This is a genomic window from Actinomyces timonensis DSM 23838, from assembly GCF_000295095.1.
Lineage (GTDB): Bacteria > Actinomycetota > Actinomycetes > Actinomycetales > Actinomycetaceae > Actinomyces > Actinomyces timonensis.
Map to the genome: position 1 here is coordinate 254,666 of NZ_JH806633.1, position 20,132 is coordinate 274,797.

A 20,132-nucleotide genomic window follows, 5' to 3' on the forward strand; every position below is an offset into this window, starting at 1 on the left:
CTCTCCTGATCTTCCTTGCTTCAACGCTGGGGCCTCCTCGGCCCCGCGCCAGGTCTTACCGCCCGAGGCCGAGCCTCAGGCAACCAGGACACAATAGCGGAACCGCGCGTCAGGCCCCAACCAGCGCCGGCGTGGGCTCAGGCACATGGCGACGGTACCCTTGCCCCAGGCACCGCACCGTGGACGGGCCGCGCTCGGCCGGGCGCACCAGGAAGAACGCAGTAGGAAGAAGGGGAAGGCATGGGACCACTCGCCACCGACCAGGGCCCCGCGCCCCGCCTGGACGCCCCCGCCCTGCGCCGCTGGCTCTCTCTCGCGACCGGCATCGCCGAGCGCTCCCGGAACCTCGTCGACTCCCTCAACGTCTTCCCCATCCCCGATGCCGACACCGGAACCAACGTCCTTCTCACCCTGCGCTCCGCCCTCGACGCCGTCGCCCTCCTGCCACCAGGTGCCGACGCCGCGCAGACCAGCCGGGCCATCGCCGACGGCGCCATCCGGGGCGCCCGCGGCAACTCCGGGCTCCTCGTCTCCCAGGCCCTCGCCGCGCTCGCCGAGACCTGCGCGAGCGCCCCCGATCCCGCCGGGCTGCGCCCCGTCGAGCTCGTCCACGCCCTGGAGCAGATGGCCTCCAGCACCTGGTCCGCCGTCTCCCGGCCCGTCACCGGCACCCTGCTCACCGTGGCCGCCGACGCCGCCTCCTCGGCCCGCGACGCCCTCGCCTCCGCAGGGCCCCAGCAACCCGCCACCCCCGTCCTCATCGCCATCGCCGCCGCCCTGGGCGCCCAGGAGAGCGTCGTCGAGACCGGGGGGCTCGGCCACGGCCCCGTCGACGCCGGCGGCGCCGCCCTCATGCTCCTGCTCACCAGCCTCGCCGACACCCTCGACACCGTCAGCCTCCCCGTGGGCCCGGGCCCCGCCCCCAGTCCGGCCACCGACGTCGCCCTCCAGATGCTCACCGACCTCGCCGCGGGCGGCGCCACCCACCAGGGCTCGGGCGCGGACGCCGAGGGCATGTCCACCGGCGAGTTCGAGGTCATGTACCTCCTGGAGGCCACCAGCGCCCAGGCCGAGCGCCTGCGCGCCACCCTGGAGCGCATCGGCGACTCCGTGGGCGTCGTCGGCACCCCCGACGCCCTCGGCGTGGGCCTCTTCCAGGTCCACGTCCACACCGACACCCCCCGCGCCGCCCTGCCCAAGACTGGCCGCGCCCGCCAGATCTGCGTCCACCACCTCCACGCCACGCCGCTCATCGCCCCGGCCGACGAGCCGCCCGCCCCCTGGCTGGAGGCCGGTGGAGGGGACAGCCACGTCGTCTCCTTCGAGCGCCTCGCCGCGCGCCGTGCCCGCCGCAGCGCCAGCGGCCCCGCCCCGCGCCCCGCCCATCCGCGCACCACCCCGCGCATCGGCGTCATCGCCTGCACCCGCGCCCCCGGCCTCATCGAGCAGCTCGCCCGCGCCGGGGCCGCCGTCGTCCTCGACCCCCGGCGCGAGGGCATCAGCCGGGCCGCCGGCGACCTCGGCGCCGACGAGGTCATCGTCCTTCCCTGTGACGACGACGCCACCACCGCCGCCCACGAAGCCGCCCGCACCCTCGCCGCCAGGGCCGCAACCGCCACCGGCGGGGGAGAGGGCACCCACCTGACCATTGGCGACACCGACGACGAGGCCCAGGTCCTCGCCGCCACCGTGGCTCTCGCCGGTCAGGTCGAGCGGGACGGCGCTCAGATCGGGGACCTCGCCCGCCGCGCCTGGCGCGCCGCCGCCCACGTGCGCACCACCGCCCTCAGCGGCGCCGCCGCCGAGCCCGACGCCGTCGCCCGCGCCGTCGCCGCCTCACTGCGGGCGGATGACGAGATCCTCACCGTCATCCTCGGGCGCTCCGCCCTGCCCGACGTCGGCTTCATGGCCCGCGAGGCCGCCGCCCGCCCCACCGGCGCTGTCAGCGACCCCTACGGCGGCGAGGGCGACGGCGGCGACGCCATCGAGGTCATCGTCCTGGCTGGCGACCAGCCCACCCCCGACGTCCTCCTCGCCTTCGAGTGAGCCCCGAGGAAGCGCCCATGACCCCGCGCCCCTCTCCCGGCCCCGCCAGCGCGCCCGGCCCCCGCGCCACCAGCCGCCCGCCCGGCTCCGTCCCATTCCTGCTCCGGCCCCTCGACAAGGTCCTGGGCAAGCGCACCGCCGACCAGCTCGCCAAGCAGGGCGCTACCACCGTCGCCGGGCTCCTGCGCCTCCTGCCGCGCCGCTACGACACCTGGGGCGAGCTCACCGACCTCGCCACCCTCGCCGAGGGCGAGCAGGCCACCCTCCAGGCCGAGGTCGTCCGCTCGGCCTCCCGCCGCACCCGCTCCGGCCGGCCGCCCGCCATCCTCGAGGCCACCGTCACCGACGGCAGCGGCCTCATGGACGTCGTCCTCTTCGGGGCCCCCGGGCTCATGAGCGCCTACGCCGCCCAGCTCGCCCCGGGCTCCACCGTCCTGCTCAGCGGGAAGGTCGGCATGCGCCAGGGCCGGCGCCAGCTCGCCAGCCCCCGCTTCCAGGTCCTCACCGACCTCGACGACGCCGAGCGCGAGGCCCTCCTGGCCCGCCCCGTCCCCATCTACCCCGCCACCGACGCCTTGCCCTCCTGGCGGGTCGCCAAAGCCGTGCGCACCATCCTCGACCAGCTCGGCCCCGACGACGTCCCCGACCCCATCCCCGACGAGCTGCGCCAGGCCGAGGACCTCATCGACGCCCTCACCGCCTACCAGTGGGTCCACACGCCCCAGGATGCCTCCCAGTGGAAGGCCGCCAGGGCCCGCCTGCGCTACGAGGAGGCCCTCGTCACCCAGACCGCCCTCGCGCAGCGCCGTGCCGAGCACGCCGCCAGCCGCACCGCCGTCGCCTGGCCCGAGCCCGAGGCGAGCGGCAGCCTGCGCGCCGCCCTCGACGACTCCCTGCCCTTCACCCTCACCGAGGGCCAGAGGCGCGTCGGCGACGAGCTCGCCGCCGCCCTGGGCTCCACCACCCCCATGCAGCGCCTCCTCCAGGGCGACGTCGGCTCCGGCAAGACCCTCGTCGCCCTGCGCGCCATGGCCCAGGTGGTCGGCGGGGGAGGGCAGGCCGCCCTCCTGGCCCCCACCGAGGTGCTGGCCGCCCAGCACCGCGACTCCCTCGCAGCGCTCCTCGGCCCCCTGGCCAGCGCCGGCACCCTCGAGTCCTCCCTCCTCACCGCCCCCGGGGAGCCGCCCGCACCCACCACCGCCCTCCACCTGCTCACCGGCTCAACGCCCGCCCCCGAGCGGCGCCGCATCCTCGCGGCGCTGGCCGGAGGCGAGCCCGGCATCGTCGTCGGCACCCACGCCCTGCTCTCCGAGACCGTCCAGATGCCCTTCCTCGGCCTCGTCGTCGTCGACGAGCAGCACCGCTTCGGCGTGGCCCAGCGCGACGCCCTGCGCGAGCGCCCCGGCATCACCGACCCCGCCACCGGACAGGTCCGCACCCCCCACCTGCTCGTCATGACCGCCACCCCCATCCCGCGGACCATCGCGATGACGGTCTTCGGGGACCTGTCCACGAGCGTGCTGGACGAGCTGCCCGCCGGGCGCAGCGCCGTCGAGACCTTCCTCGTGCCCTGGGAGCGGCGCTCCTGGGTGGAGGGCCTGTGGCGCCGCGCCGCCACCGAGATCGCGGGCGGCGGCCGGGTCTACGTGGTCTGCCCGCGCATCGAGGCCGGCGACGACGGCGCCGAGGACGCCCCGGAGCCGCTCGCGGCCGGGGCGGGGGCGGACCTGCTCGACGGCCTCGCCGGGGGAGGAGAGGGCGCGCCCGCCCGGCCGCTGGCCGCCGTCGAGGACTGGGCCGAGCGCCTCGCCGCCGAGCCCGCCCTGGGCGGGGCCGGGGTCGGAGCCCTCACCGGCCGCATGACCTCGGCGGAGAAGGACGCGGCCATGCGCGCCTTCGCCTCCGGGGCCGCGCCCGTGCTCGTGGCCACCACCGTCATCGAGGTCGGCGTCGATGTCCCCGAGGCCACCATGATGGTCATCCTCGACGCCGACCGCTTCGGCCTGTCCCAGCTCCACCAGCTGCGCGGGCGCGTGGGGCGTGGTGAGCGCCCCTCGGTGTGCATGGCCGTCACCGGGGCCGAGGTCGGCTCCCCCGCCTACCACCGGCTGCGGGCCTTCGCCTCCACCCTCGACGGCTTCGCCCTGGCCGAGGCCGACCTCGAGCTGCGCAGCGAGGGCAATGTCCTGGGCGCCGCGCAGTCCGGGCGCCGCAGCGACCTCGACCTGCTGCGGGTGCGCCACGACGCCGCCCTCATCGAGCGCGCCCGATCCCAGGCCGAGGCCATCATCGCGGCGGATCCCGGGCTCGCCCGGCACCGCGCGCTCGCGGCCGCCATCGCCGACCGCCTCGACGACGAGGCCCAGGCCTACCTCGAGCGCTCCTAAGAGCGCCCCGCGCCCTTTGGTCTAATCCGAGTCCTCGCCGGAGGGCTCGGCGAACCAGACGGTCGTCTCGCCGTACTTCTTGGACGCGAAGCGGCGCAGGCCCGCGGGCCAGTCCGGCTCGCCCGAGCGCGTGGCCCGCTCGACGACGACCACCGCCCCCTCGGCCAGCCACGGGTCCCGCTCGCGCGCCAGCGGGGCGAGGATCTCGGACAGGGCCGCCGAGTCCATGCCGTAGGGCGGGTCGATGAGCACGAGGTCCACCGGCGCCCCGGCGGCCCCGGCCAGGTAGCCGGCGGCGCTGGCCTTGACCACCCGCACCCCGGCCAGCCCCAGCGAGCGCGCGTTGCGCTGGCACACGGTCACCGCGCCCTTGGCGGAGTCGACGAGCGCCACCTCGGCGGCCCCCCGGCTCGCCGCCTCCAGCCCCAGGGCGCCCGAGCCCGCGCACAGGTCCAGCACGCGGGCGCCGTCGAGAACCCCCAGGTGCTCCAGCCGGGAGAACAGGGCCTCGCGCACGCGCTCGGAGGTGGGGCGCGTCCCCGCCGCCGGCACCTCGATCCGCCGCCCGCCAGCGCTGCCCGCCACGATCCTCGTCATGGGCCGGAGCCTACGCGACGCCCCGGCCGCAGGGGCCCTCGTGGGCCCGCTCGGGTCCTCCCGGCGCGCGTCCCGCACGCGCGCCAGCCCCGCCGCTAGCGTGGCACCATGTCCGTGCTGTCCGCGCCGTCCGAGCCCGCCCCACCGTCCCCGCCGGTGGCGCCCCACACGAGCGCCCTGGCGGTCTACCCGGGCAGCTTCGACCCCATCACCCTGGGCCACGTGGACATCGTCCGCCGCGCCGCCGCCCTCTTCGACGAGGTCATCCTCGGCATCGCCCACAACGCGGCCAAGACCGGGCGCCACCTGCTCGACATCGACACCCGCCTGCGGCTGGCCCGCGACGCCGTCGAGGGCATCAAGGGCGCTCGCGTCGAGATCATCCCCGGCCTGCTCGCCGACTTCTGCCGCGAGCGCGGCGCCAGGGCCATCGTCAAAGGACTGCGCCACGGCACCGACCTCGACGCCGAGGCGCCCATGGCCCTGGCCAACCGGGAGCTCGGCGGGCCGGAGACCGTCCTGCTCATCGCCTCCCCGGCCCACGCCCACGTCTCCTCCTCCCTGGTCAAGGACATCGCCTCCTACGGCGGGGACGTCACCCCCTACGTCCCGCCCGCCGTCGCCACCGCGCTCGCCCAGCGCCTGGCCGCCACCCCTGGGCCCTGACCCCGCCGCCCGGACACCCCAGACCGCCCAGCCCGACCCATCCTGAAGGACTCAGCCGTGACCAAGCCGCACGACGCGTCAGACGACCTCCTCGACATCCTCGACGCCCTCGACGAGCTCATCGCCACCGCGCGCTCCATGCCGATGAGCGCCTCGGCGATCGTCAACCGCGACGACGCCCTCGACCTCATCGACCGCGCCCGCCGCTCCGTGCCCACCGCCATCCACCGCGCCCAGGCGATCGTCGCCGACGCCGACGCCGTCCTGGCCCGCAGCCACGACGAGGCCGAGCGCATCGTCGTTCACGCCCACGAGGAGGCCGAGCAGATCGTGGCGGGGGAGAACATCGTGCGCATGTCCAACGACCGCGCCGATGAGATCATCGCCGCCGCCGAGGAGCGCGCCTCGGCCCTGCGCCGGGGCGCCGACGAGTACTCCGACCGCTCCCTGGCGACCCTGGAGGCCGAGGTCGCCAAGATCTCCGAGCAGATCCGATCCGGGCGCGAGGTCCTCGCCTCCCGCCTGGGCGCCTGGGACGGCATCATCGGCGGCGGGGACGCTGATTCGGCTGCCTCCGCCGACTCGCGCCGCTCGTCCTGGTGAGGCGGCCCGCGCGAGGGGCGCTTCTCACGCTGGCGCGCAGCGCCGGGGCGCGCGAGGAGCGCCGCCGGGCGAGTACATTCGGCGCATTCGCACTCCTGGAGGAATCATGACTGGACTCGTCGTCGACATCCTCGACCTTCCGCCGGCCATCGGCGCCACCAAGCAGATCCACCTCGACCTTCTCGCCCCCGAGGACCTGGGGACCGAGCTCATCGGCGCCGAGCCCGGCAGCCCGCTCGTCGTCGACGCCACCCTGGCCTCGATGGAGGACGGCGTGCTCGTGCGCGGGCGGGCCCAGGCGCATATCCATGGCGAGTGCGCGCGCTGCCTGACCGACCTCGACGAGGACCGCGAGATCGCCTTCGACGAGCTCTACCTCCTGCCCGACAAGGCCGCCGAGGCCCGCGCCGATGAGGAGGACGAGGAGGCCGACGACCTCTTCGTCACCGGGGAGACCACCCTCGACCTCGAGCCTGCCCTGCGCGACGCCCTCATCCTGGGCCTGCCCATGCGCCCCCTGTGCCGCCCCGACTGCGCTGGCCTGTGCTCCCAGTGCGGGGAGCGGCTCGACGACCTGCCCGCCGACCACCACCACGAGTCCATCGACCCCCGCTGGGCCGCGCTGTCCGGGCTGCTGCCGGACACCGATGGGGAGCAGGGCTGATGGGGCGCCGCATCCCGCCGCCGGCCCGCGACGACGTCGAGACCCTCCTGTTCCGCTGGGGCGAGGGCATCGACCCCGAGCTGCTCGACCTCGCCCTCACCCACCGCTCCTGGGCCCACGAGAACGGCGGCCTGCCCACCAACGAGCGCCTGGAGTTCCTCGGCGACTCCGTGCTCGGCATCATCGTCACCGAGCGCCTCTTCCGCGCCCACCCCGAGTCCCCGGAGGGCCAGCTCGCCAAGATGCGCGCGGCCACCGTCTCCGAGCCCGCCCTGGCGGCCGTCGCCCGCGACCTGGGCCTGGGGGAGTTCATCAAGCTCGGCAAGGGGGAGGCCCTCTCCGGGGGGAGGGACCGCGCCTCCATCCTGTCCGACACCGTCGAGGCCCTCATCGGCGCCACCTACCTGACGGCCGGGCTGGAGCCCACGCGCGCCGTCGTCGAGAGGCTCGTCTCCCGCTTCCTGGCCACCGCCCGCACCCGCGGCGCCGGGCTGGACTGGAAGACCAGCCTCCAGGAGCTCACCGCCGCCCACTCCATGGGGCTGCCCTCCTTCGAGGTCGAGGGCGTCGGCCCGGACCACAACCGCTCCTTCTCCGCCCGCGCCATCATCGACGGCGTGGCGATGGGCGAGGGAGAGGGCCGCTCGAAGAAGATCGCCGAGCACGCCGCCGCCGAGGCCGCCTACGCCACGATCCTGGCGGCCAAGGGCGATGGCGGCCTGGACCTGCCCGGTGTCAACGACGCCCTGCGCGAGGACCTGGCCAACCACGGCCAGCGCGAGCCGCTGCGCTGACCGCCGCTGACCGCCGCTGACCGCCGCTGATCTCCTCCCCGCGCGCCCGGCGCGCGATCGCGGGCGCCGACAGCCCCACGGGCATCCGGCCGCACGTGTGACGTAGGTCCTCAGACGCTGCTAATCTCGGGCACATGCCGAATGCTGCAACGCCTGGGACAGTCCGCGTCATGATCGTGGACGACCACGAGATCGTCCGCCGGGGGATCGCCGAGATCATCGACCGCGCTGATGGCATGGAGGTCGTGGCCGAGGCCGGGTCGAGGGCCGAGGCCGTGCGCCGCGCCGAGCTCGTGCGCCCCGACGTCATGCTCGTCGACCTCCAGCTCCCCGACGGCACCGGCATCGAGGTCATGCGGGAGGTCCGCGACTCCGTGCCCACGGCCCTGCCGATCGTCCTGACCTCCTTCGACGACGACGAGGCCCTCGCCGAGGCCCTTGAGCTCGGCGCCCGCGCCTATCTGCTCAAAACCGTCCACGGCGCCGAGATCAGCGACGTCGTCCGCGCGGTGGCCTCCGGCCGCGTCCTCCTGGACGAGCGCACGGTCACGCGGCGCCGCGCCGACCACGACGACCCCACCGCCGAGCTCACCAACGCCGAGCGCAAGGTTCTCGACCTCATCGGCGACGGCCTGTCCAACAGGGAGATCGGCGAGAAGCTGGGCGTGGCGGAGAAGACCGTCAAGAACCACATCACCTCCCTGCTGGCCAAGATGGGCCTCCAGCGCCGCACCCAGGTGGCCGCCTGGGTGGCGGGGCAGCGGGCCTCCGGCTGGCGCAACAAGAGCTGAGGCGGCAACAGAGGCCGCGCGGGCAGCACCAGGGGCTATGAGCGGTCCAGCGGCGCGATCCAGGTGAAGATCGTCCCCCGCCGGGGCCCGTCCGAGCGCGCCCTGGGGCCGATGGAGAAGCTGCCGCCGTGGCGCCTGGCCCGCTCGGCCATATTGGCCGTCCCCGAGCGGCGCGTGACCGCCGGGTCCACCCCGACGCCGTCGTCCCTGCAGGCGATCGCCACGAGAGGGTAAGTCGTGCCCGCCCAGTTCTCCTCCACGCGCTCACCGGCGGGCAGCACGCCGTTGACCCGCACGTGGATCGTGGCCGAGGAGGCGCGGGCGTGACGGGCCACATTGCTCAGGCCCTCCCTGACCACGGCGACCATGTCGTCGGCGACGTCGTCGTCCACGGCCGCGGCGATCGCCCCGGACAGCTCCCCGTAGGCGTCCCCGCCCTCCTCGGTGAGGGCCCTGCCGTCCACGGTGATGAGCAGCGAGGGCGCGAAGCCCAGGGAGGTGCGGGCCAGTGAGGCCTCGCATCGCAGCCGCTCCACGAGCCCGACCTCCTCGTCGCGGTCCCGCAGGGAGTGGACGATGGAGCGGATCTGGCTCACCGAGTCGTCGACGGCGGACAGGACTGAGTCCAGGACGGCGCGCATCGCGTCGCAGTCGATGTCCGCCTTGCCGAGGCGGTCCCTGGCGGCGGTGACCTGCATCCCGGTCGCGAAGAGCTGCTGGATGGCCAGGTCGTGGAGGTCGCGGCCGATGCGGGCGCGCTCGTCGAGGAGGGTGGCCATCTCCTCGGCGTGCTGGGCGTCGGCCAGCTCGAAGGCCATGGTGGCCTGGCCCGCCACGAGCTCGGCGATCTCCAGGTCCTGCTGCGTGAACGGGGCCTCGCCGGGCTCGCGCAGCAGGAGCATGACGCCGACGCCCCGGTCGCGGTGGATCATGGGGGCGTAGAGGGCCGGGCCGAACCGCGCCAGCGCCTCCACCTTGAGGTCCTCCGCCCCCCACGCCTCGATGAGCGAGGGGACGGTGAGGCCGGTGCGCCGCGTGAGGGTGGACATGGCGCGCCCTTCGGGTGGGAAGTAGGTGCCGATGAGCCGATCGGCGTGGTTCCCGTCCGCGATCTCGCAGATCCAGGTCTCGCCCACGCTGGGCAGGACGAGCGCGGAGGTGCCCGCGTGGGCCACCTCCCGCACGCGCCGCGCGATGAGGCCCAGCGCGTCGTCCTGCTCGGCGCCCGACAGCAGGAGGGTCGTGATCTCCTGGGACAGGGCCATCCACTGCTCGCGGTCCCGGGCCTGGCGGTACAGGCGGGCGTTCTCGACGGCGATCGCGGCCGCCTCGGCCAGCGTGACGACGGCGTCGATCTCGGTGCGCCCGAAGCCCCCGGGGCGGTCACCCAGGTAGAGGCGACCGAAGAGCCTCCCGTGCGCGCGCACCGGGACCGACAGCATGGAGCCGGACTCCTCGCCCTCGATGGCCCCGGTGAACGCGGTTGCCCCCGACAGGTCGTTGACGACGACGACCCCCTGGGGGATCCCCTCTTCCGGCCTGCCGTCCACGAGCCCGGGGGCATCGGGCGCCCCGGAGGCGGGGGCCTCGCCGAGGACCCGCTGGAGGATCTCGGGCTGGTCCCCGATGAGTGTGGGGACATTGCCGGTCGATGGGGGAGCCGCCGCCTCGGGCTCGACGACGGCGTCCTTGCTCACGGCGATCGTGCCCCACTCGGCGCCGGTGATCGAGCACGCCGAGTCCACCAGGCGCCGCAGCGCCTCGGTGACCCGCAGCGAGCTGGTCAGCCGCAGGGCGGCCTGGACGACGTCGACCGCGCGCTCCCAGGACGGCTCGCCGCCCTGGGGCCCGGCCGCCCCCTCCTGGTGGGCGTGAACGGCGTAGGCCAGGGGCCCGCCCGGGCCCCGCCCCCGCGGGTCCAGCGCTTCCTCGTGCTCAGGCATCGGCGTCCTCCTGTGAGAGGGACCAGCGGTAGGCCTCCGAGGTCCTCATGAGCTCATCATGCGTGCCGCGGGCCAGGATGGTGGCGGGTTCGCCATGAGCGGCCTCGCTGCCTCCACGGCGGCCCAGCACCAGGATCTCATCGGCGCCGGCCAGGGCGCTCAACCGGTGCGTGATGAGCAGGACCCCCCGGCCCTCGCGCCGCCCGGCGCCCAGCAGGTCGGCCACGAGCCGGTCGGCGGTGGCGGCGTCGAGGTGCTCCCCGGGCTCGTCGATGAGGAGCAGTGGCGCGGGGGCGGCCAGGGCGCGGGCCAGGAGCAGGCGGCGCCGCTCCCCGCCGGACAGGCCGGTGGCGCCGGTGCCCAGGATCGTGTCCAGCCCCTCGGGCAGGGCCTGGAGCCATGGGGCCAGTCCAGCGCGCTCGAGGAGGGCGGTGGCCCGCTCGGGCGTGAGCGCCCCGTCGGCAACCCTGAGGTTCTCCAGGACGGTGGTGTCGAAGACGTGGGCGTCCTCGGCGGTGAGCGTGAGGCGGGTGGCCACGTCCTGGCGCTCGGCTCCCCAGGGCGGGGCGCCGTCGATCATGACCTCGCCGGCCATGGGCTCGATGAGCCCGGCGAGGGTGAGGAGGAGCGTCGTCTTGCCGATCCCCGAGGGCCCGACGATCGCCAGGCGCCGCCCGGGGGCGAGGTCGAGGTCGATCCCTGAGGCCACCACCGGGCCCGCGGGCCACCCCACGGCCAGGCCGCGGGCGCACAGGCTGGGCCCGCCGTCGGCCACTGGGGGCAGCGGCGAGGGATCGGGCACGCGTGCCGCGGAGGCCTCCGCGGCCTCGACGAGCTCGACGACGCGCCGCGCCGCCCCGGCCGAGCGGACGAGCTGCACACTGGCCGGGCCGAGGGCGGCCACCGCCTCGAAGGCGGACAGCGGCACGAGGACGAGCACAGCCAGCATGACCGGCGCGAGCCGCCCGCTGCTGACCGCGGGGATCCCCACGGCGAGGGCGCCGAGGACGGCGAGGCCCTGGGCGGCGACGTCGAGGGCGGCGGCCGCGGCGGCCGGCCTGGCCCCCGCGTCGCGGGAGGCGGCCAGATGCGCCTCGGCATGATCGAGGGCCTCCAGGAGGCGCGGCATCCGCCCCGAGACGCTCAGCTCGGAGCCGGACTCGAGGGCGGTGAGCACATGGGCGGACAGATCCGTGGCCTGCTCCTGGCGCGCCAGCTCGGCGGCGCGTGCCGCGCGCATCGTGATCGCCGGCCCGATGATCCCCGACAGCGCCAGGCTGGCGGCGAGGATGAGCCCGGCGGGCCAGTGGACGATCATGATGCCGGCCACGGTGCCCGCGCTCACGGCCGCCGCGATCGCCATGGGCAGGTAGGCGCGGATGACGAGGTCCCCGACGGCGTCGATATCCGCTCCCACACGGGCCAGCACATCCCCCCGGCGCAGCCCGGCGACCGTGTCGGTGCGGGAGGCCGCCAGGGCCTCGTAGAGGCGGGAGCGCAGTGAGCTCATGCCCCGCAGCGCAGTGGAGTGCGAGACTAGGCGCTCGCAGTAGCGCAGCACCGAGCGGGAGACCCCGAAGAGCCGCACCGCGACGGGGGCCACGCCGAGCGCCGCGATCTCGGGCATCTGGGCGGCCCTCGCGATGAGCCAGGCGGCCACCGCCGCCAGGCCCACGGCACTGCCCAGGCCCAGTGACCCGGCGAGGACGGACAGGGCGAAGCGGCGGCGGTCGAGTCCGAGCAGGTCGACGGCGCGGCGCAGGGCCCGCCTCTCGTCGGCGGTCAGGGGGGCGGTGAGGCGGGTCATCTCGCCTCACCCGCCGCGCTCGCGGTGGCCGCCTCGCGGGCGTCGGGCCCGGCCGCTGGATCATGGGCCGAGCGGACCTCGATGACGTCGTCGGCCATCGAGATGAGGGCCTGGCGGTGGGCGATGACGACGATCGTGCGACCGTCCGCCCGCAGCGCCTCGACGGCGCGCAGCACATGGGCCTCGCTGGCGGCGTCGAGGTGGGCGGTGGGCTCGTCGAGCACCACGAGCGGCGTGGGCGCCAGGAGGGCGCGGGTCAGGGCGAGGCGCTGGCGCTGCCCGATGCTCAGTCCGACCCCGCCCTGGCCGATCGGCGTCATCCATCCGCGATCCAGGGAGGCGATGACCTCGTCGAGCCCCGCCCTCGCGGCGGCGCGCCGGGCGGCGTCGGGGATGGGGGCGCCGGAGGCGGCCAGCTGGGCGGCCTCGTCCTCGCCCAGGACGTGGGCCAGGAGCGTGCCGGGCAGGATGGCGGGCCGCTGGGGGACCCAGGAGATCTGCTCCCACCAGCTGGCGGGGTCGATCTCCGCCAGGTCGATCGGCGCGCGGGCGGCCTGGGTGGCCTGCCCGCCCGCGGGGCCGGCGGGGGAGCCGGGGGAGCGGGAGGCCCCCTCCTCCTCGATGAGGACGCGGCCCCTGTCGGCGGGCAGCAGGCCCAGGAGCACCTGGGAGGTGGTGGTCTTGCCCGCCCCGGAGTCCCCGGTGAGCGCGACGAGGCGCCCGGGGCGGATGACCGCGCTGAGGCGGTGGGGTGCCCATGCCCCGCGCGCGGCAACGGAGAGGTCCTCGATACGGATCGTCGCGGTGGCGAGGGAGGGGACTGGCGCGGTGCCGCGCTCGGGGATGGGGGTATCGAGGATCTCGAAGACGGCGTTCGCGGCGGCCACCCCGTTGGCGGAGGCGTGGAACTGGAAGCCGACCTGCCTCAGGGGGTTGAAGACCTCCGGGGCGATCATGATGACGAGCAGGCCCGTGGCCAGGTCGAGGTCCCCGTACAGGAGCCGGAAGCCGACCTCGACGGCGATGATCGCCACGGACAGCGTGGTGATGAACTCCAAGACCGCGCCGGACAGGAAGGCCACGCGCAGGGTGGACATCGTGGTGGCGTTGTAGGCGTCGCCGAGCGCCCTCACCCGCTTGGCGGGCCCCGCCTCGCGACCCAGCGCCTTGAGCGTGGGCAGGCCCGCGATGAGGTCGAGCACCTGCGACCCCAGGCGCTCCATGGCCTCCAGGCGCGCCTCGGAGTGCGCCTGCGTGAGGCGCCCGATGAGGATCATGAAGATCGGGATGAGGGGGATCGCGATCGCGACGGCCACCGTGGATGCCCAGTCCTGCGTGAGCATGACGAGCCCGGTGGCGGGCGTGACCGTGGCCGCCAGGAGCAGCTGGGGAAGATAGCGGACGAAGTAGGGCTCGAGGTCGTCCAGCCCCCGGGTGAGCAGGGTGGCGGTGTCGGCGCCGTGCGAGGCCTGCCATCGCGGCCCGAGCGCCGCCGCGTGGACGAGCACGCGGCGCCGCAGCTCGATGATCGTGCGGGTGGCGGCGCGGTGCGCCAGGGCCTCCTGCGCGCGCACGATGAGGGCGCGGGCGGCAACGACGACGGCGATCCCCCCGATGAGGGCCAGCGCTCCGTCGAGGGCGCCGCCCGACGTGATGACAGGCGCGATGGCGCGCGCGATGAGGAAGGCCTGCGCGACGACGAGCATCGCGGTGAGGGCCCCCGTGGCCGCCGTGGTGATGATGTAGCGCCGCGCCGAGCGGGCGTAGCGCATGAGGCGCGGATCAAGGGGCTTCACGTGCTCAATCCTAGGAGGCCGGGCGGCGGGGGCATGGAGTCCCTCGCCGCCCGGCCCCGGTCAGGAGCGGTTTCAGGCGCGCCGCTCAGTAGGCGGCCGGCTCGGGCAGGGAGGAGTCGCGCACCTTCGTGGGGTGCAGGCCACCGGCGGCCGGATCGATCGCCTCCACGTTGATCCGCTTGGACAGGACGTGGTACGCCCACACCGTGTACGCGATGACGGTGGGGATGAGGAGGATGGCGACCACCGTGCACAGGATGAGGGTGGTGCGCTCCGCTGCCGCCTGGGTGATCGTCAGCGAGTAGGCCGAGTTGATCGAGGAGCGCATGACGTCGGGCGCCATGGCCACGAAGATGAGGGCGGTGACGGCCGCGATGGCCGCGAAGTGCAGGCCGAAGGCCCAGCCCTGCCGGCCCCGGTGCGCCATGACGAGCGAGGCGGCCAGCGAGCCGATGGCCACGGCCAGCACCAGCCAGCCGGCGCCGTTGGGGGAGTAGGCGGCCTGCGCCCACGCCCCCCAGATGAGGCTGACGAGCGCCGAGGCGATGCCCGAGCGCGCCGCGAAGGACTCGGCCCGCCGCGAGAAGTCGCCGGCGGTCTTGAGGGCCACGAACATCGCCCCATGCGTGATGAACAGGAGGCAGATCATGACCCCGCCCAAGAGGGTGAAGGGGGTGACGAGGTCGAAGAACCCGCCGGTGATCTGGTGCGCCGCGCCGCGCATGAGGGAATCGGCCGGGACATGCGCCGGGTCCACGGGCGCCCCGGTGGCGGTCTCGACGACCTCGACCTTCATGCCCCGCACCATGTTGGCGAAGGCGACGCCCCACAGCAGGGCGGGGATGAGGGTGGACAGCGTGTGCGCCCAGTCCCAGGCGTTGTGCCATCGGGGGGAGTTGATCTTCCCCCGCCACTCGATGGCGCAGACCCTGACGATGAGGCCGACGACGATGAGCAGCAGGGCGAGATAGGCGCCGGAGAAGAGGGTGGCGTACCACTCGGGGAAGACGGCGAACATGGCCGCGCCGGCGGTGACGAGCCAGACCTCGTTGCCGTCCCAGTGCGGGCCGATGGCCCCCATCATGGCGCGGCGCTCGCGCTCATCGCGCCCCAGCGCTTTGATGATCATGCCGACGCCGAAGTCGAAGCCCTCGATGGTGAAGTAGCCGATCCACAGGAAGGCGATGGTGAGGAACCAGAAGGTGGTGAGTGACATGGCAGTTCCTTGGTGTCCTAGGTGTTCCTAGCGTGCCGTGAAGCGGCTCAGTACGAGAAGGTCAGGACGGCGCCGGCATCCGTCGCGGCGTCGTCGTCGGGCGCGGTCCGCGGGGTCGGCACGCCCTCGCGGACATAGCGGCGCAGCAGGATGAACCAGACCACCCCGAGGGCCGCGTACAGGAGGGTGAAGACGATGAGCGAGGTGAGCACCGTCGTCGAGGACACCGCTGTGGACACGCCGTTGGAGGTGCGCAGGAAGACGTCGGTGACCGGGTCGGCCAGGTTGGGGACGACCACCCAGGGCTGGCGGCCCATCTCGGTGAAGATCCAGCCGAAGGAGCTGGCGAGGAAGGGCAGCCCCATGGTCCACAGCGCCGCCCTGCCCAGCGATGGGCGCGTGATGAGGCGCCCGCCCCTGGTCAGCCACAGGGCCAGGAAGCCGAGGGTCATCGAGGCCATGCCGAGCCCGATCATGAGGCGGAAGGACCAGAAGACGGCCATGACGTTGGGCGTGTAGTCGATGCGGTTGCCGGCGGCGTCGGTGGAGCCGTAGCGGGCGGAGTACATGTGCTGGGCGTCGTTGAGGCCCATGACCTCGGCGTCGAAGTCATTGGTGGCCATGAAGGAGTAGACCTTGGGCACTGAGATGAAGCGGCTCATGCCGGACTCGCAGTCCCCGAAGGCGACCGCCGTGAAGGGGGCGCCGGACTCGGTGTCGCACAGGCCCTCGGCGGCCGCCATCTTGGCGGGCTGCTCCTCGACGACCAGGTGGCCCATGAAGTGGCCGGAGCCGGCGGCGGACAGTCCGCCGACGATCATGGTGATGGCGGCGAAACGGGTGAGGCGGCGCCACAGCTCGCGCGCCTCGACATCCTGGTTGGCGCGGGCCGCCTTGGTCATCCACCACACGGACACCCCAAGGATGACGGCGCCGGCCACGAGGAAGGAGGAGGTGATGACGTGCAGCACCGTGGTGATGAAGATGCGGTTGGTGATGACCTCGAGGAAGCCGCTGAGCCCATCGAGCTCGGCGCGGCCGGTCTCGGCGTTGACGATGGCGCCCACGGGGTGCTGCATCCAGGAGTTCGCCGCGAGGATGAAGGACGCTGAGAAGAGCGTGCCCAGCGCCACCATCCACATGCACAGGTTGTGGATCTTGGGCGACAGGCGATCCCATCCGAAGACCCACAGGCCCAGGAAGGTCGACTCCAGGAAGAAGGCGACGAGGGCCTCGAAGGCCAGTGGCGCGCCGAAGATATTGCCCACGAAGCGCGAGTACTCGGACCAGTTCATGCCGAACTGGAACTCCTGGACCAGGCCCGTGGCGACGCCGAGGGCGAAGTTGATGAGCAAGACCTTGCTGAAGAACTTGGTGGCGGTCTTCCAGTGCTCGTTGCCCGTGCGGATCCACAGGGCCTCCATGAGCGCCACCAGTGGCGCCAGGCCGATCGTCAGCGGGACCAGCACGAAGTGGTAGACCGTCGTGATGCCGAACTGCCAGCGGGCCAGGTCGAGGGAGTCCAGTGCCATCGGTGCGAGGGCCATGAGCGCACCTTTCGGAGAAGATGAACGGATATATAAGTAGTGCCACATTGGGTGGGCGCCACGTATAGGGATTGGGTTGGTTTGAGTGTAGGCCACCGACTGACGCTGTGTCTGTATATTCCGGCGCCGCGAGGCGCCCTGGCGCCCAACCGCGCTCAATGGCGGTCCCCATGAGCGCCTCGGGCGCCGCCCGTGGCCCCGCCTTCCCCGCGGCGCGCGGGTCGGAGCACCCGGAGAGCGCGGAGTGCCGGGAGCGGTCGGAGTGCTCTACACCTCGAAGACTGTCGGCCCGGTCGCGCTGCCCAGGGCTGGCGATATGGAATACTCTGGCCCGGCCCCGAGCGCCCTCGTACAGGCGGTCGGAGTCCGAGCCTCGTCGGCTACCCCGGCAGTGGAGACTTGCGCCGCATCGCGCGCCGCCGCACTCCCGTGCCGAGCGGGTGCCATGACGAGCCGGCGCCTCACGGCGCAGACGCAGACTTTCTCTGCTCCTCATCGAGGAGCTGACAGCGCCCCGGCGCCGCGAGTACGGGCGGCGCGCGGGCATCCGGAGAGTGCATCACGATGCCACGAGCCAAGAAGACCACTGACGCCGCTGCCGAGGCCGTCGAGCTCCAGGAGGCCGCCGAGCCCGCGGAGTCGCCCGCCGCGCCTCCGCGCCGCCGTCGCAAGGCCACCGCGGCCGCCGCCGCCCCCGAGGCCGCTCCCGCTCCCCAAGCTGAGAAGAAGACCTCCCGGCACGCCGCCGCGACCGAGGCGGGCTCCGGCGTCGATGGGCAGGCGGCCTCGCAGGACGATCAGCCGATGCTGCCCGTCGCCTCCCTCCTCTTCCAGGCGCCCGACCCGTCCCGCGCCAAGCGCCGTCGTCGAGCCTCCTCGGCGACGACGACCCCCCAGGAGGTCCCCGCGGCCGAGCAGCCCGCCAGCGGGCGCGGCAAGGGCGACGACGGCGAGGGCGCCGATGCGGCGGGCCAGCAGGACCCCGACTCCGCCTCCGAGGAGGCCTCCGCCTCTTCGGGCAAGGGGCGCCGTCGCCGCAAGGCGACCGCCCCGGCCTCCGCGCCCGAGCATGTTGACGAGCCCGCGCCCAGCCGGCGCCGCTCGCGCAAGAAGAAGGCGGCGGACACCGCTGCCGATGCCGACGGGGCTGAGCCCCAGGAGTCCCAGGACTCGTCGATCCCCGCCGAGGACGAGTCCGCCCAGCCCGCCGAGGGCGCGGGTGAGACTGATGGCGCTGACGACTCCTCCGACTCCGATGCCGGCCAGGGAAAGCGCAAGCGCCGCCGTGGTGGTCGGGGACGCCGCTCCCGTGGCCAGTCCGCCCAGGACAGCGCCGAGGACGGCTCCAGCGACGACGCCCCCAGCTCCGAGGACGCCGACGACGCGGAGCCGGACGACCAGCAGGCCAGTGGCTCCGCGGATGGCGCGGAGGACCCCGACGGCGCCGAGAGCTCCGATGAGGGCGGCTCCTCGCGCCGCCGTCGCCGTCGCCGCTCCCGCAGCCGCTCGGACCGCGAGCCCCGCGAGTCCCGGAGCAGGGACATCCGCGACGAGGTCACCGCCCTCAAGGGCTCCACCCGCCTGGAGGCCAAGCGCCAGCGCCGCCGGGAGGGCCGTGCCGCGGGCCGCCGCCGCCCGATCGTCACCGAGGCCGAGTTCCTCGCCCGCCGCGAGAGCGTCGACCGTCGCATGATCGTGCGCGAGCAGGACGGGCTCAACCAGATCGCGGTCCTCGAGGACGGTCTGCTCGTCGAGCACTACGTCGCCCGCCATACGCAGGCCTCGATGGTCGGCAATATCTACGTCGGCCGCGTGCAGAACGTCCTGCCGTCCATGGAAGCCGCCTTCGTCGATCTCGGCAAGGGCCGCAATGCGGTGCTCTACGCCGGCGAGGTCAACTGGGACGCCGCGGGCATGGAGGGCAAGCCCCGCAGGATCGAGGATGCCCTTTCCAGCGGGGATACTGTCCTCGTCCAGGTCACCAAGGACCCCATCGGACACAAGGGGGCGCGCCTGACCAGCCAGATCACCTTGGCCGGCCGCTACCTCGTCCTCGTGCCGGGCGGCACGATGACCGGCATCTCCCGCAAGCTGCCGGACACGGAGCGCGCCCGCCTCAAGAAGATCCTCAAGCGCGTCGTCCCCGACTCCGCCGGCGTCATCGTGCGCACCGCCGCCGAGGGGGCCTCGGAGGAGCAGCTCGCCGCCGACGTCAAGCGCCTCGTGGACCAGTGGGCCTCGATCGACAAGCGCGCCAAGTCGGTCCTGAGCGGCTCGGGGAAGGCCCCGGTCCTCCTCAAGGGCGAGCCCGAGCTCGCGCTGCGGGTCGTCCGCGATGTCTTCAACGAGGACTTCCGCCAGCTCGTCGTCTCCGGGCCCGAGGCCTGGCGCACCATCTCCGAGTACGTCACCGAGCTCAGCCCCGATCTCGCCGATCGCCTGCAGCACTGGGTGGAGCCGGAGGACGTGTTCACCGCCCACCGCGTCGACGAGCAGCTCGCCAAGGGCTTCGACCGGAAGGTTTGGCTCCCCAGCGGCGGCACCCTGGTCATCGACCGCACCGAGGCCATGACCGTCATCGACGTCAACACCGGGCGCTTCACCGGCGCGGGGGGCACGCTGGAGGAGACCGTCACCCGCAACAACATCGAGGCGGCCGAGGAGATCGTCCGCCAGCTGCGCCTGCGCGACATCGGCGGCATGGTCGTCATCGACTTCGTCGACATGGTCCTGGAGTCCAACCGGGACCTCGTGCTGCGCCGGCTCGTGGAGTGCCTGGGCCGGGACCGCACCCGCCACCAGGTCACCGAGGTCACCTCGCTCGGCCTGGTGCAGATGACGCGCAAGCGTGTCGGCCAGGGACTCGTCGAGGCCTTCTCCACCCCCTGCGACTGCTGCGGGGGTCGTGGCTTCATCGTCCACGAGAGCCCCGTCGAGAACCAGCAGGCGGATATGTCGGCCTCGGGCTCCCGCTCCTCGGGCCGCAAGGGGCGCAAGAACAAGGAGGGCTCGGCGAAGTCCCCGGATCACGTCTCTGGCAAGGCCGGCTCCCCCCGCCCCGACCAGCCGGAGGAGGCCGGTGGCGACGAGGCAGCGCGCGCCGCCGTCCGCGGCGCCCTCGCCCAGATCGCCGCTGCCGCCGAGCACGCCCACGAGCACGCGCAGGAGGCCTCCCCGGCGGCCGACGCCGACTGATACTGGTTGGTCAGGGCCAAGGTCCCAGCGCCCGGGCGTATCGCGGGCGTCGACGTCGAGAACATCTGATCTGACCTCCT

14 protein-coding genes are annotated in these 20,132 nt (G+C 74.0%); 8 read left to right on the plus strand and 6 right to left on the minus strand.

What is annotated here, in order from left to right; translation table 11 throughout:
- The first annotated feature begins 240 nt into the window (after positions 1-240).
- Together A1QA_RS0107635 and A1QA_RS0107640 are read left to right on the plus strand one after the other, a co-directional pair.
- Positions 241-2,046 carry a DAK2 domain-containing protein gene (locus A1QA_RS0107635; RefSeq protein ID WP_017178317.1) on the plus strand — a complete coding sequence of 602 codons (1,806 nt, stop codon included), beginning with the start codon at positions 241-243 and terminating at the stop codon, positions 2,044-2,046.
- A 17-nt stretch (positions 2,047-2,063) separates the two neighbouring features.
- Positions 2,064-4,433: an ATP-dependent DNA helicase RecG gene (locus A1QA_RS0107640; RefSeq protein WP_017178318.1), complete on the plus strand. Its 2,370-nt coding sequence runs from the start codon at positions 2,064-2,066 to the stop codon at positions 4,431-4,433.
- A 21-nt stretch (positions 4,434-4,454) separates the two neighbouring features.
- On the opposite strand, the gene rsmD is transcribed toward A1QA_RS0107640, so the two are convergent.
- On the minus strand, positions 4,455-5,030 hold the full coding sequence (rsmD, locus tag A1QA_RS0107645; RefSeq protein WP_017178319.1) for a 16S rRNA (guanine(966)-N(2))-methyltransferase RsmD: 576 nt from the start codon (positions 5,028-5,030) through the stop codon (positions 4,455-4,457).
- A gap of 108 nt (positions 5,031-5,138) precedes the next feature.
- Here rsmD and coaD point away from each other — a divergent pair, with 108 nt between their 5' ends.
- The 5 genes from coaD to A1QA_RS0107670 all read left to right on the plus strand — a co-directional run bounded on the left by coaD (position 5,139) and on the right by A1QA_RS0107670 (position 8,548).
- Positions 5,139-5,696, plus strand: a complete 558-nt coding sequence (coaD, locus tag A1QA_RS0107650) for a pantetheine-phosphate adenylyltransferase (protein ID WP_017178320.1) — start codon at positions 5,139-5,141, stop codon at positions 5,694-5,696.
- 57 nt (positions 5,697-5,753) lie between these two features.
- The gene (locus A1QA_RS0107655) at positions 5,754-6,299 is read left to right on the plus strand and encodes an ATP synthase subunit B family protein (RefSeq protein ID WP_017178321.1); all 546 of its coding nucleotides are present in this window, start codon (positions 5,754-5,756) and stop codon (positions 6,297-6,299) included.
- 106 nt (positions 6,300-6,405) lie between these two features.
- Entirely contained in the window at positions 6,406-6,963 is a 558-nt protein-coding gene (locus tag A1QA_RS0107660; protein ID WP_017178322.1) for a YceD family protein, read from the plus strand.
- Positions 6,963-7,757, plus strand: coding sequence for a ribonuclease III (gene rnc / locus A1QA_RS0107665; protein WP_017178323.1), 795 nt, complete (start codon positions 6,963-6,965; stop codon positions 7,755-7,757). The genes A1QA_RS0107660 and rnc overlap by 1 nt, the downstream gene beginning before the upstream one ends.
- A gap of 134 nt (positions 7,758-7,891) precedes the next feature.
- Positions 7,892-8,548: a response regulator gene (locus A1QA_RS0107670; protein WP_026048793.1), complete on the plus strand. Its 657-nt coding sequence runs from the start codon at positions 7,892-7,894 to the stop codon at positions 8,546-8,548.
- 35 nt (positions 8,549-8,583) lie between these two features.
- Here the strand turns inward: A1QA_RS0107670 and A1QA_RS0107675 are convergent, their stop codons facing one another.
- The 5 genes from A1QA_RS0107675 to A1QA_RS0107695 all read right to left on the minus strand — a co-directional run bounded on the left by A1QA_RS0107675 (position 8,584) and on the right by A1QA_RS0107695 (position 16,857).
- Positions 8,584-10,491: a GAF domain-containing sensor histidine kinase gene (locus tag A1QA_RS0107675; RefSeq protein WP_017178325.1), complete on the minus strand. Its 1,908-nt coding sequence runs from the start codon at positions 10,489-10,491 to the stop codon at positions 8,584-8,586.
- On the minus strand, positions 10,484-12,298 hold the full coding sequence (cydC, locus tag A1QA_RS0107680) for a thiol reductant ABC exporter subunit CydC (RefSeq protein WP_017178326.1): 1,815 nt from the start codon (positions 12,296-12,298) through the stop codon (positions 10,484-10,486). Before cydC ends, A1QA_RS0107675 begins: the two co-directional genes overlap by 8 nt.
- Positions 12,295-14,094, minus strand: a complete 1,800-nt coding sequence (cydD, locus tag A1QA_RS0107685; RefSeq protein WP_017178327.1) for a thiol reductant ABC exporter subunit CydD — start codon at positions 14,092-14,094, stop codon at positions 12,295-12,297. The genes cydC and cydD overlap by 4 nt, the downstream gene beginning before the upstream one ends.
- 85 nt (positions 14,095-14,179) lie before the next feature.
- Positions 14,180-15,310: a cytochrome d ubiquinol oxidase subunit II gene (gene cydB / locus A1QA_RS0107690; RefSeq protein ID WP_017178328.1), complete on the minus strand. Its 1,131-nt coding sequence runs from the start codon at positions 15,308-15,310 to the stop codon at positions 14,180-14,182.
- A 47-nt stretch (positions 15,311-15,357) separates the two neighbouring features.
- The gene (locus A1QA_RS0107695; protein WP_017178329.1) at positions 15,358-16,857 is read right to left on the minus strand and encodes a cytochrome ubiquinol oxidase subunit I; all 1,500 of its coding nucleotides are present in this window, start codon (positions 16,855-16,857) and stop codon (positions 15,358-15,360) included.
- Between the two features lie 564 nt (positions 16,858-17,421).
- Here A1QA_RS0107695 and A1QA_RS0107700 point away from each other — a divergent pair.
- Positions 17,422-20,052: an Rne/Rng family ribonuclease gene (locus A1QA_RS0107700; protein ID WP_017178330.1), complete on the plus strand. Its 2,631-nt coding sequence runs from the start codon at positions 17,422-17,424 to the stop codon at positions 20,050-20,052.
- Positions 20,053-20,132: the final 80 nt, after the last annotated feature.